General features: G+C 58.8%; 10 protein-coding genes and 1 pseudogene. 4 read left to right on the top strand and 7 right to left on the bottom strand.

Annotated features, from left to right (window positions below):
- Positions 1-17: 17 nt before the first annotated feature.
- From ICY20_RS19790 to secA, 3 genes are all read right to left on the bottom strand, one after another.
- Entirely contained in the window at positions 18-962 is a 945-nt protein-coding gene (locus ICY20_RS19790; protein ID WP_194938406.1) for a Nudix family hydrolase, read from the bottom strand.
- A 20-nt stretch (positions 963-982) separates the two neighbouring features.
- The gene (gene argJ / locus ICY20_RS19785) at positions 983-2200 is read right to left on the bottom strand and encodes a bifunctional glutamate N-acetyltransferase/amino-acid acetyltransferase ArgJ (RefSeq protein ID WP_159955494.1); all 1218 of its coding nucleotides are present in this window, start codon (positions 2198-2200) and stop codon (positions 983-985) included.
- A 123-nt stretch (positions 2201-2323) separates the two neighbouring features.
- On the bottom strand, positions 2324-5059 hold the full coding sequence (secA, locus tag ICY20_RS19780) for a preprotein translocase subunit SecA (RefSeq protein ID WP_159955492.1): 2736 nt from the start codon (positions 5057-5059) through the stop codon (positions 2324-2326).
- Between the two features lie 305 nt (positions 5060-5364).
- Here secA and ICY20_RS19775 point away from each other — a divergent pair, with 305 nt between their 5' ends.
- Positions 5365-5820, top strand: a complete 456-nt coding sequence (locus ICY20_RS19775) for a DUF721 domain-containing protein (protein WP_159955490.1) — start codon at positions 5365-5367, stop codon at positions 5818-5820.
- Positions 5821-5824: 4 nt separating this feature from the next.
- On the opposite strand, the gene ICY20_RS19770 is transcribed toward ICY20_RS19775, so the two are convergent.
- Positions 5825-7303, bottom strand: coding sequence for a helicase HerA-like domain-containing protein (locus tag ICY20_RS19770; RefSeq protein WP_159955794.1), 1479 nt, complete (start codon positions 7301-7303; stop codon positions 5825-5827).
- Positions 7304-7506: 203 nt separating this feature from the next.
- Here ICY20_RS19770 and ICY20_RS28480 point away from each other — a divergent pair.
- Together ICY20_RS28480 and ICY20_RS28475 are read left to right on the top strand one after the other, a co-directional pair.
- Positions 7507-8532, top strand: a pseudogene (locus tag ICY20_RS28480) (HAMP domain-containing protein); the annotation flags it as partial.
- A gap of 93 nt (positions 8533-8625) precedes the next feature.
- Entirely contained in the window at positions 8626-9390 is a 765-nt protein-coding gene (locus ICY20_RS28475) for a methyl-accepting chemotaxis protein (protein WP_407692639.1), read from the top strand.
- A gap of 11 nt (positions 9391-9401) precedes the next feature.
- Here the strand turns inward: ICY20_RS28475 and ICY20_RS19760 are convergent, their stop codons facing one another.
- Together ICY20_RS19760 and purU are read right to left on the bottom strand one after the other, a co-directional pair.
- Positions 9402-9572, bottom strand: a complete 171-nt coding sequence (locus tag ICY20_RS19760; protein WP_194938404.1) for a hypothetical protein — start codon at positions 9570-9572, stop codon at positions 9402-9404.
- Between the two features lie 86 nt (positions 9573-9658).
- Positions 9659-10507: a formyltetrahydrofolate deformylase gene (gene purU / locus ICY20_RS19755; protein WP_071489376.1), complete on the bottom strand. Its 849-nt coding sequence runs from the start codon at positions 10505-10507 to the stop codon at positions 9659-9661.
- A 350-nt stretch (positions 10508-10857) separates the two neighbouring features.
- On the opposite strand from purU, the gene mvaT reads away from it, so the two are divergent.
- On the top strand, positions 10858-11232 hold the full coding sequence (gene mvaT, locus ICY20_RS19750) for a histone-like nucleoid-structuring protein MvaT (RefSeq protein ID WP_005790963.1): 375 nt from the start codon (positions 10858-10860) through the stop codon (positions 11230-11232).
- A gap of 89 nt (positions 11233-11321) precedes the next feature.
- Here mvaT and sbcB read toward each other — a convergent pair whose 3' ends face one another.
- Complete coding sequence (gene sbcB, locus ICY20_RS19745; RefSeq protein ID WP_194938403.1) at positions 11322-12749, bottom strand: exodeoxyribonuclease I; 1428 nt, start codon at positions 12747-12749, stop codon at positions 11322-11324.
- Positions 12750-12833 lie beyond the last annotated feature (84 nt).

Genomic DNA, 12833 nt, shown 5'->3' with positions numbered 1-12833 from the left:
GGCCCGTCAAAACACCATCAAACCTCAGGCCAAAACGCCCGAATCCCAGCAACGCCCTGGGCCCCGACTTCCCAAGCCCTCTCCCGCTCAGCAGGCCCAACCCCACCCAGCAGAAAAACCGGCTTGCTAAAGCCACGGATCAACTCCCCCGCCTGCTCCCAGCCCAACGGCTGAGCATCGGGGTGTGTCTGGGTCGGTTGCACCGGCGACAGCGTGACAAAGTCCACATCCATCAACTCTGCCAGCGCCAGTTCCTCAGCATTGTGGCAAGACGCCGCCAGCCAGCGGTCTTTAGGCAATGGCCGACCCTTGCTCGCATATTTGCGCAATTGCGCCGAGGTCATGTGCCAACCGGCCGAAGGAAAATCCCCCAGCCACTCAAACGGCCCCTTGAGCATCAACTGCGCCTTACCCGCACACAGGCCCACCGCATCTACCGCAAGGTCACGGTATTTGGGGTCGTAGCCATTGGGCGCACGCAGTTGAATCAGCTTGATGCCACCGGCGATAGCTTTCTGGATACCACGCAACAATGTCGGTGTTTCAAGCTCACCCGGCGTGATCAAGTACTCAGCCGGCAGGCGCGCAGCAGCAACGATCGGTGCATTGGCCGCCGGGAACTCGTAATTGGGAAGATCCCGAGGCGCCACCCATTCCAACGGCTGCCCTTCGGCGCCATGGGGTTCGCCGGTAAAAGCCGATACCTCCCAAACATCCAGCAACACCTGTTTTTCGGGGTAGTCATGTTGCACCTTGATCAGCGGCCGCGCCGTGGTGACCTGGATGCCCAGCTCTTCCTGCAATTCGCGGGACAGCGCGGTGGCGACCGACTCATCGGCCTCCACCTTGCCACCGGGAAACTCCCAGAGGCCGCCCTGATGCTGAGTGTCAGCGCGGCGCGCCAGCAGGATCCTGCCGTCGACACCGCGGATCACCGCTGCTGCTACATGCACTCGTTTCACCGCGCTTATCCTCTTGGCAATCAGGTACGATATTCCGCGTTGATCTTCACGTACTCGTGGGACAGGTCAGTGGTCCAGATGGTTTCGCTGCACTCACCGCGACCCAGTTCGATACGGATGGTGATTTCTTCCTGCTGCATCACTGCCGAGCCCTGGGCTTCGGTGTAGGTCTCTGCGCGGGCGCCACGGCTGGCGATGCACACGTCGCCGAGGAACACGTCGATCTTGCTCACGTCCAGGTCCGGCACGCCGGCACGGCCAACGGCGGCGAGAATACGGCCCCAGTTCGGGTCGGAGGCAAACAGCGCCGTCTTGATCAGCGGCGAGTGGGCAACGGTGTAGCCCACGTCCAGGCATTCCTGGTGATTGCCGCCGCCATTGACTTCAACAGTAACGAACTTGGTCGCGCCTTCGCCATCGCGCACGATGGCCTGGGCCACTTCCATGCACACTTCGAATACCGCCTGCTTCAACGCCGCGAACAGCGGGCCGCTGGCAGAGGTGATTTCCGGCAAGTCGGCCTGGCCGGTAGCGATCAGCATGCAGCAGTCGTTGGTCGAGGTGTCACCGTCGATGGTGATGCGGTTGAATGACTTGTTAGCGCCGTCCAGGATCAGGCTGTGCAGCACGTCGCGGGAAACTTTGGCGTCGGTGGCGATGTAGCCGAGCATGGTGGCCATGTTCGGGCGGATCATGCCCGCGCCCTTGCTGATACCGGTCACGGTGACGGTCACGCCTTCGTGCACAAACTGGCGGCTCGCACCTTTTGGCAGGGTGTCAGTGGTCATGATGCCGGTGGCAGCGGCGGCCCAGTTATCCACAGACAGGTCATCCAACGCGGCTTGCAGTGCGCCTTCGATTTTTTCGACAGGCAGCGGCTCACCGATCACGCCGGTGGAGTACGGCAGCACCTGGCTGGCATCTACACCAGTGAGTTGGGCCAGCTTGGCGCAAGTGCGCGCAGCCGCCACCAAGCCTGGCTCGCCGGTGCCGGCGTTGGCATTGCCAGTGTTGGTGAGCAGGTAGCGGATGGTGCCAGCCACGCGTTGTTTGGCCAGGATCACCGGCGCAGCGCAAAAGGCGTTGAGGGTGAATACACCGGCGACAGTCGAGCCTTCGGCACAGCGCATTACCACCACATCTTTGCGCCCAGGGCGCTTGATGCCGGCAGAAGCGATACCGAGTTCAAAACCGGCAACCGGGTGCAATGTGGGCAAAGGACCAAGACCAACAGCCATGAATGCGCTCCTCAAAAATTAGGGGTGTCTGTGCCGTCGTGATCGACGGTGAAGTTAATGGCAAAACGCCGCGACGGCAGAGGCCGGTCGCGGCGCAGGGTGTTGCAGCGTCAGGGCAAAATCTTATTCGATCTGGCCGTGGCAGTGTTTGAACTTCTTGCCCGAACCGCAGTAGCACAGCTCGTTACGGCCCAGCTTCTGGTCATTGCGAACCGGCGTCTGAGCCAAGGCCACATCGACCTCCTCGCCCAATACTTCCGGGGCTTCAAGGCCCGGTGCTTCGTCGTGCTGGAACTGCATGCGCGCAGCCAGTGCCTCGGCTTCCTGGCGCAGGCGAGCTTCTTCCTCGATCGGGTCTTCGCGACGCACCTGAACGTGGGACAGCACGCGAATCGAATCGCGCTTGATCGAATCCAGCAACTCGGAGAACAGCGTGAACGACTCGCGCTTGTACTCCTGCTTCGGGTTCTTCTGGGCGTAGCCACGCAGGTGAATGCCGTGACGCAAGTGGTCCATGGTCGACAGGTGGTCTTTCCACAGGTCGTCCAGCACGCGCAGTACGATTTGCTTCTCGAAGGTGCGCAGTGCTTCGGCACTCGCCTGCTCTTCTTTCTCGTTGTACGCGGCCAGCAGCTCGGTCATCAGCTTCTCGCGCAGGGTTTCTTCGTACAGGTGGTCGTCTTCGTCCAGCCACTGCTGAACCGGCAAGTCCACACCGAAGTCGCTCTTCAACGCAGCTTCCAGGCCGGCAACATCCCACTGCTCTGGCAGCGATTGTGGCGGGATATGAGCGCTGACGGTGGCGTTGAGCACGTCCTGACGGAAATCAGCGATGGTCTCGCCAATGTTGTCAGCGGCCAGCAACGTGTTACGCATGTGATAGATCACTTTACGCTGTTCGTTGTTGACGTCATCGAACTCAAGCAGTTGCTTACGGATATCGAAGTTGCGGCCTTCAACCTTGCGCTGTGCCTTCTCGATGGCGTTGGTCACCATGCGGTGCTCGATCGCTTCACCGGACTGCATGCCCAGGGCTTTCATGAAGTTCTTCACACGGTCCGAGGCGAAAATACGCATCAGGCTGTCTTCAAGCGACAGGTAGAAACGGCTGGAACCGGCGTCACCCTGGCGACCGGCACGGCCACGCAACTGGTTGTCGATACGGCGCGATTCGTGACGCTCGGAAGCGATGACCTGCAGGCCACCGGATTCCAGCACAGCCTGGTGGCGTTTCTGCCAGTCAGCCTTGATCTGGGCGATCTGCTCAGGGGTCGGGTTATCGAGCGAGGCCACTTCTACTTCCCAGTTACCGCCCAACAGGATGTCGGTACCACGACCGGCCATGTTGGTGGCGATGGTCAGCGCGCCTGGGCGACCGGCCTGGGCGATGATCTCGGCTTCTTTTTCGTGGAACTTGGCGTTGAGGACCTTGTGCTCGATGCCTTCCTTGTTGAGCAGGTTGGACACGTGCTCGGAAGTCTCGATGGTGGCAGTACCCACCAGGATCGGACGACCCTGGGCCATGCCGTCCTTGATGTCGTTGATGATTGCCGCGTATTTCTCTTCGGCAGTCAGGAACACCAGGTCGTTGAAGTCTTTACGGGCCAGCGGCTTGTTCGGCGGGATCACCATCACGGCCAGGCTGTAGATCTGGTGGAATTCGAACGCTTCGGTGTCGGCCGTACCGGTCATGCCGGACAGTTTGTTGTACAGACGGAAGTAGTTCTGGAAGGTCGTGGACGCCAACGTCTGGCTTTCAGCCTGGATGTTGAGCACTTCCTTGGCTTCGATGGCCTGGTGCAGGCCTTCGGACAGACGACGACCCGGCATGGTACGACCGGTGTGTTCGTCAACCAGTACGACCTGGCCGTCCTGCACGATGTATTCAACGTTGCGATGGAACAGCTTGTGGGCACGCAGGCCGGCATAGACGTGGGTCAACAGGCCCAGGTTGTGCGCCGAGTACAGGCTCTCGCCCTCGGCCAGCAGGCCGATCTGGGTCAGCATGTCTTCGACGAACTGGTGACCGGCTTCGTTGAGTTCGACCTGACGGGTCTTCTCGTCGATGCTGAAGTGACCTTCTTTGGTCACTACGCCTTCGACTTCCTCGATGTGCTGCTCCAGGCGCGGGATCAACTTGTTGATCTCGGTGTACAGGCGCGAGCTGTCCTCGGCCTGGCCGGAGATGATCAGCGGGGTACGGGCTTCGTCGATGAGGATGGAATCGACTTCGTCGATCACGGCAAAGTTGAGTTCACGCTGGAATTTTTCATCCATGCTGAACGCCATGTTGTCGCGCAGGTAGTCGAAACCGAATTCGTTGTTGGTGCCATAGGTGATGTCGCACGCGTAGGCGGCGCGCTTCTCTTCCGGCGGCTGGAACGGCAATACCACACCCACGGTCAGGCCGAGGTATTCATACAGCGGGCGCATCCAGTTGGCGTCCCGGCGAGCCAGGTAGTCGTTCACCGTCACAACGTGCACGCCCTTGCCGGACAGTGCGTTGAGGTAAACACCCAGGGTCGCTACCAGGGTCTTGCCTTCACCGGTACGCATTTCGGCAATCATGCCTTCATGCAAGGTCATGCCGCCGATCAACTGAACGTCGAAGTGGCGCATGCCCATGACACGCTTACCGGCTTCACGGGCGACCGCAAAGGCTTCGGGCAGCAGCTTGTCGAGGGTTTCACCTTTGGCTATGCGGGCCTTGAACTCTTCGGTCTTGGCGCGCAATTGCTCGTCCGACAGGGCAACCATCTGCTCTTCGAAGGCATTGACCAGCTGCACCGTCTTGAGCATGCGTTTGACTTCGCGCTCATTCTTGCTTCCAAAAAGTTTCTTTAACAAAGGCGCAAACATATCGGCAGGTTCTTCCACACATAGGGATGGAGGGCGCACCGTGAGTGGCCCGAGCAGCCCTCACGGCCGCATGCGAACGCGCATTCTACCCGGAATCGTGGGTGAGGAAAGTGGCGTTGTTCCCCGATGCTGGCATGGTGCTGTGAGAGGGCTTGTTTAAAATAAGGGCTTTTGCTGGAACTTCAACCCATGGAGCGTAGAAGTTACCTATTGATTTCACAGACTTTGCCCCTCCGATGCATTGCCAGGGGGCGTGCAGGTGCTTTCTGCTAAGATGGCCGCTCTGTTACTTAAGGTGTCCGATCATGGCGTTTCGCCCTCTTACAGCCCGCGCGCCCAGCGTGTTGCTTCGCGAAGCCAAGCCGTTGAAAGCCATCTTTGGCCATGCGCAACGCTTGGGCCATCTGCAACGCCTGGTCGAAAGCCAACTGCAACCGGCGGCACGTGAACATTGTCATGTGGCGTCATGGCGTGAAGGTAATTTGCTATTAATTGTCACCGATGGCCATTGGGCGACCCGGCTGCGGTACCAGCAAAAACGCCTCCAGCGGCAATTGATGGCATTTGACGAGTTCGCCAGCCTGATGCGCATTCAGTTCAAGGTGCAGCCACCTACCGTCCAGCAAGGCGTGGTGGGGCACACCCTGGATCTGTCGGAAAATGCCGCCGAAACCATTCAAGCAACGGCCGACGGCATCAGCGACCCGGGCTTGCGCGCGGCGCTTGAGCGACTGGCCGCCCACGCCAAGCCCAAGGCATGACCTCTTATTTACGTTTACTACCGCCCAGTAACGACCCCAACAGCCCCCGCACCAGCTGACGCCCCATTTGATTGGCCGCTTGCTGCATCGCTGACTTGAGCGCCTTGCCCGCCGTAGTCCCCAGGAATGCACCGGCCTTGTCGGTAAAGCTCGGTTCGCCCGCTGCGGGCGCAGCGTCTTCGGCCGGGCCCAGCTCCTTGCGCGCCATCAGCACTTCATAGGCAGACTCCCGATCGATTGGCTTGTCGTAGCGCCCTTGCAAGGGCGAACTGGCGATCAGCGCCGCACGTTCTGCCTCGCTGAGCGGCCCGATCCGCGATTGCGGAGGCGCGACCAATACCCGCTGGACGACTTCCGGCGTGCCTTTTTCCTGCAACGTACCTACCAACGCCTCACCCGTGCCCAGCTCCGTCAGCACCGACAAGGCATCAAAGGCCGGGTTTGGCCGAAAACCGTCCGCCACCGCCCGCAGCGACTTTTGCTCTTTGGTGGTGAAAGCCCGCAGGCCATGCTGGATGCGCAGCCCCAGTTGGGCCAGCACGCTATCCGGCAGGTCGCCGGGCGACTGCGTAACAAAGTACACCCCGACCCCTTTGGAGCGGATCAGCCGCACCACCTGCTCAAGACGTTCCTGCAACGCCTTGGGCGTATCGGCGAACAGCAAATGTGCCTCATCGAAAAACAGCGCCAGCAGCGGTTTTTCCGCATCGCCGCGCTCCGGCAGCTGCTCGAATAATTCTGCCAGCAGCCACAGCAGGAACGTCGCATAGACCTTCGGCGCCTCGTGCACCAGCCGGCTGGCGTCCAGCAAATGGATGCGCCCACGACCGTCACTGGCCGGCTGCAAGATATCTTCGAGCTGCAGCGCTGGCTCGCCAAACAAGGCTTCGGCGCCCTGCTGCTCCAGAACAGCGAGGCGTCGCAACAGCGCCTGGCTGGAGCCGGTGGTCATCAGCGCGGCATCGTCGCCCAACAGTTCCGGGTGATAACGCAGGTGATTAAGCAGTGCCTTGAGGTCCTTGAGGTCCAGCAGCAACAGACCTTCACGGTCCGCCACCTTAAAGGTGGCGTAGAGCGCCGACTGTTGACTGTCGGTGAGTTCCAGCAGAGCGCCGAGCAACAGCGGGCCCATTTCGCTGATGGTCGTGCGTAAAGGATGACCGGATTGACCGTGGATATCCCACAACGTCACCGGATAAGCCTTGGCTGTGTAACCCAGGAACGGCATGCCGGCAATACGCTCGGCGACCTTGCCCTGGGGGTTGGCGGCGGCGCCGAGACCACAAAGGTCACCCTTGATGTCAGCGGCAAACACCGCCACCCCGGCATCACTGAAGGCTTCGGCCAGGCGCTGCAAGGTGACGGTCTTGCCCGTACCGGTGGCGCCGGCGATAAGCCCATGGCGGTTGGCAAGGCGCATGGCCTGGGCGATTGGCCGGCCTTCAAGGTCTGCGCCGATCAAGAGTTGCGTGGCGTGAGGCATTTTGTCACCCATGGTTAATCTTAAGTGCCGCCAGGTCGATATAGACGGATGTGAGACCCACGAAGTCTAAAAACAGGTCAGATAGTTCCTACAGGAGGCAGAGGAGCTTTCACAAGAAATATCACACCTTTTTTGACGCTGCCATTCTGCGCATCCCACAAGGGCGCGCATTGATATTAAGACCTTAGCGGACCCTACAAGCCATGAATAAAAATCTGCGTTTCAGCCACAAAATCCTGCTTGCAGCCTCCCTTATCGTCATTGCGGCTTTCGCACTGTTTACCCTCTACAACGACTACCTGCAACGTAATGCCATCCGTGATGACCTCAATAGCTACCTGCATGAAATGGGCGATGTCACTGCCGGCAACATTCAAACCTGGCTCACTGGGCGCATTGCCTTGGTAGAGAACGCCGCGCAGAACATCGCCACCGACCCCAAGGCGGCTGCGGGCGTGCTGGAACAGAAAACGCTTACATCTTCGTTCATGGCGACCTACGTAGGTGACAGCACAGGGGCCTTCACCATCCGCCCCGACACCAAGATGCCGGACGGTTTCGACCCGCGTGTGCGCCCCTGGTACAAAGGCGCCCAGAGCAGCAACGGTTCGACCCTCACCGAGCCCTACATTGATGCTGCCACCGGCCAATTGATCATTTCCATCGCCACCCCAAGCACCAAGGCCGGCCAGAGCATCGGCGTGGTCGGTGGAGACCTGAGCCTGCAAACCCTGGTAGATAACATCGGTGCGCTGAAATTCGGCGGCCGAGGCTATGCGTTCCTCGTCAGTGCCGACGGCAAAGTGCTGGTGCATCCGAACAAAGACCTGGTGATGAAAACCCTGGCCGACATGTATCCGAAAAACACGCCGAAAATCAGTAATGCCTTCAGCGAAGTCGAGGCCAACGGCAAAGACAACATTGTGACCTTTACCCCGATTAAAGGATTGCCGTCGGTAAACTGGTACCTCGGCATTTCGGTGGATAAAGACAAATCCTTCGCCATGCTCAGCGAGTTTCGCACCTCGGCGGTCATCGCTACGGTGATTGCCGTGGTAATCATCATCGCCCTGCTGGGCATGCTGATCCGCGTACTGTTACAACCCTTGCACCTGATGACCCGCGCCATGCAGGACATCGCCGACGGCGAGGGCGACCTGACCCGCCGCCTTACCATCCAGAATCACGATGAGTTCGGTACGTTGGGTAATGCATTCAACCGCTTTGTGGAGCGGATTCACACATCGATTCGCGAAGTGTCCTCAGCCACCCAGCAAGTCAATGAAGTGGCACTGCGGGTGGTCAGCGCGTCCAACTCGTCGATGGTTAACTCCGACGAGCAGGCCAACCGCACCAACAGCGTCGCCGCTGCCATCAACGAATTGGGCGCCGCCGCCCAGGAAATCGCCCGCAATGCGGCACAGGCGTCGCACCAGGCCAGCGACGCACGGCATCTGGCCGAAGATGGCCAGCAAGTGGTGGAGCGCAATATCAAGGCGATGAACCAACTGTCAGCGATGATCAGCGCCTCCAGCAGCAATATCGAAGCGCTTAACAGCAAGACGGTGAATATCGGGCAGATTCTCGAAGTGATCACCAGCATCTCCCAGCAAACCAACCTGCTGGCGCTGAACGCCGCCATTGAAGCGGCGCGCGCCGGGGAAGCCGGACGCGGGTTTGCGGTGGTCGCCGATGAAGTCCGCAACCTCGCGCACCGCACTCAGGAATCGGCCCAACAGGTTCAAAAGATGATTGAAGAGTTGCAGGTTGGCGCCCGGGACTCGGTCAGCACCATGGGTGAAAGCCAGCGCCACAGCCTTGATAGCGTGGACATCGCCAACCTTGCCGGCGAGCGACTTAACAGCGTGACTCAGCGCATTGGTGAGATCGACGGCATGAACCAGTCGGTCGCCACGGCCACTGAAGAGCAAACCTCAGTGGTGGAGTCGATCAATATGGACATTACCGAGATCAATACGCTCAACCAGGAGGGCGTGGAAAACCTGCAATCAACCCTGCGTGCCTGCTCTGATTTGGAACAACAAGCGGCAAGATTGAAACAATTGGTGGGCAGCTTCCGGATCTGATTGCAGGGTGTTTAGTCGTCCGTGGGTTCGGGCTTGCCCCGCTCACGCTCCCACAACTCGGCGGCACCCGGAAACTCGGTGCCGTCGTCTGCGTCCAGGTCATCCGGGTCATAGCGACTCAAACACCCCTCCCCCAGGGTCGCCGGGGCTTTGGATGTGGCTTTATCCAACGGGTCGCTCATCGCTCAATCCTCAATGACAGGCAAAGAAAAAGGGCCTGGGACGATTTAACGCCCAGGCCCTTCTTTCTTCAATCACAACCTGCTGATCAGAACACGACCGTCTTGTTGCCGTGCACCAGCACGCGATCTTCTAGGTGGTAACGCAGGCCGCGGGCCAGCACCATCTTCTCGACGTCACGGCCAAAACGCACCATGTCTTCAATGCTGTCGCTGTGGCTGACGCGTACCACGTCCTGCTCGATGATCGGGCCGGCGTCCAGTTCTTCGGTGACGTAGTGGCAGGTCGCGCCGATCAACTTCACGCCACGCAGGGAGGCCTGGTGATAAGGCTTGGCACCGACAAATGACGGCAGGAAGCTGTGATGGATGTTGATCACCTTGCCAGCGTATTCGCGGCACAGTTCCGGCGGCAGGATCTGCATGTAGCGCGCCAGCACCACGACGTCGGCTTCATGCTGCTTGACCAGGCGGGACACCTCAGCGAATGCCGGCTCCTTGTCCTGTGGGTTGACCGGCACGTGGTAGTACGGAATGCCATGCCACTCGACCATGCTGCGCAGGTCATCGTGGTTGGAGATTACGCAGGCGATTTCGCAGTCCAGTTCGTCGCTGTGCCAGCGGTGCAGCAAGTCGGCCAGGCAATGGGACTCACGGCTGGCCATCAACACCACGCGTTTTTTCTGCTCGGTGTCGGTGATGTGCCAGGTCATCGAAAACTCTTCCGCGATCGGCGCAAAGGCCTCGCGAAAGGCGTCGAGACCGAACGGCAGCGAATCTGCACGAATCTCGTGACGCATGAAGAACCAACCGCTGAGATTGTCCGAGTGATGGCTCGCCTCGGTGATCCAGCCGTTGTGGGACGCCAGAAAATTACTGACTTTGGCAACGATACCTACCCGGTCCGGGCAAGCAATCACCAGCCGAAAAGTGCGCATTAGGGGGAGACTCCAGAACTTCGCAAAGGCCGCCATTCTAGCCATTGCGCAGAAAAACTGCATTATTCGTTAACGCTTATTCTGGCACCCTGCTTCGGGCTTTCCCCTTAATAACCTAAGGGTTTACCACCTTAATATGAATTGACTGCGTCATGCTCAGTGCGCACTCGCATTTCGAGGCTGATTATTTTTAGGCATACGACCTAGTAATTAACTCGATTGCAAGGGGCGACTACAAACATCCAATGTAATTCACCTAAATACCCTCTTAAATGTTTACTTGGGCAAACAGCCTGACTATTATTGGGCCACTTACCCTGTCAATCAGCGCTCTACATAAGGTAGTCCACATGTCTCTGATCAACGAATACCGTGCCACCGAAGAAGCTATCAAAGAGCTGCAAGCCCGTTTGAAGAACCTGTCCCAAGACGACAAACTGCAAACCGAGCTCGAATTCGAAGGCAAGCTTCGCACCCTGATGGGTGAATACTCCAAATCCCTGCGTGACATCATCGCGCTGCTGGACCCTGAGTCGAAAGTTAAAGCACCACGTGGCGCCGTGAAAACTACCGGTACCAAGCGTGCTCGCAAGGTCAAACAATACAAAAACCCGCACAACGGCGAAGTGATTGAAACCAAAGGTGGCAACCACAAAACTCTGAAAGAGTGGAAAGCCAAGTGGGGCGGTGACGTGGTTGAAGGCTGGGCTACCCTGCTGGGCTAAGCCTTGCCGGGCTCGCCTGATACGCGAGACATTGAAAAACGCCAGCTAGCTGGCGTTTTTTATTGCTCGCAGGCTGTGTAAAAAAACGACTACAGATTCACACGCGCCGCTAAAGAGTCAGCATATTCCTGCCACTGGTCCAGTACCCCGAGCTGAAATGGTGTCGCACTAATAGCCAACTCCAGCCGCGCTTGATTAAATGCCTCCAGGGTATTCGGTGCTCCCCACTCCGGGTTTGACAAACGCTGCTGGCAGAACAGTTTCCAGCGTTGTTGCTCCTCGCTGTTCAAGGTATCGGGGAAGTTACGCGCCCGGTAGCGAAATAATAATTCAGGCAATCGATGATCATCAAAAGGCCACTGCTGACGCGCTAATTGCGCTGGCTCGGCTGCCCGGACTTGTTCGCATAAACGCCTATCCCGGTCACCAATAAAACCGTCATAAAGCTGCTGTTCCGGGTCAGTAGTGGGTGCAAATTCTTCTTCGGCGTAAATAGCCGCCAACTTATCGCGCCAAAGTTCTTGTGCGTCGGTTAGCCGCAGTGCCCGCTCCTGATAACTGTCCATATCCAATTGCAGGCGCTCACGATCTTCGGCCCGCAGTACGTTCAATGGGGCAACCACCGGGCAGCGGTTGATGTGCACCAATTTGAGGGGTACCGGCAACTCGCCAGGAGCCAGGTCATCGCGGCGGGTATAAAGACGTTGGCGCAAAGTAGCTGCGTCTGTGTCCAGCAGCCCTTGGGGGTCGAGCCCCAGGTCGCAGACAATCAACGCATTGCGGTTGCGCGGGTGCCAGGCCAGCGGCAGCACTACGCCCAGGTAATGACGCTCGGCCGAAAAGCGCCCGGAGATATGCACCATCGGTTGCAGCAAGCGCACCTGATCCATCACCCGTTGCTTGCTGCGCAGCTGGAATAGCCAGTCGTACAACTTAGGTTGTTTTTCACGAATCAATCGCGCCAACGCAATGGTGGCGCGTACATCGGACAGCGCATCGTGGGCCTGGCCATGGTCGATGCCGTTGGCTTCGGTCAGGCGTTCGAGCTTGAGCGTCACCCGTCCATCCTGTTGCGGCCACTCGATACCTGCCGGCCTCAGGGCATAGGCGGTGCGGACCACATCGATCAAGTCCCAGCGACTGTTACCGCCCTGCCACTCTCGTGCGTAGGGGTCGAAAAAGTTGCGATACAGGCTGTAGCGCGTCATTTCATCGTCAAAACGCAAGGTGTTGTAGCCGGCGCCGCAAGTACCGGGGGCGGCCAGTTCGGCGTGTACCCGGGTCATGAAGTCGGCCTCGGCCAGGCCTTTTTCCGCCAATATATCCGGGGTTATGCCGGTAATCGCACAGGCGGCCGGATGGGGCAGAATATCGTCGCTGAGTTGGCAATGGAGATTGACCGGCGGGCCGATTTCATTGAGCTCGAAATCCGTACGGATACCCGCTACCTGAAGGGGACGATCATTGCGCGGATTGATGCCGGTGGTTTCATAGTCGTACCAGAAAATGGAGGTCACGGGCTATTCCTGTACTGAAGATCGACAAAGTCTAGGCGCTGGACAGCCCCCGCGACCAGCACCAAATAAGCTGTACAAACATCC

Source organism: Pseudomonas pisciculturae (genome assembly GCF_015461805.1).
Lineage (GTDB): Bacteria > Pseudomonadota > Gammaproteobacteria > Pseudomonadales > Pseudomonadaceae > Aquipseudomonas > Aquipseudomonas pisciculturae.
The sequence above is the reverse complement of the archived record's forward strand: the minus strand, read 5'-3'. Positions and strand labels throughout refer to the sequence as shown.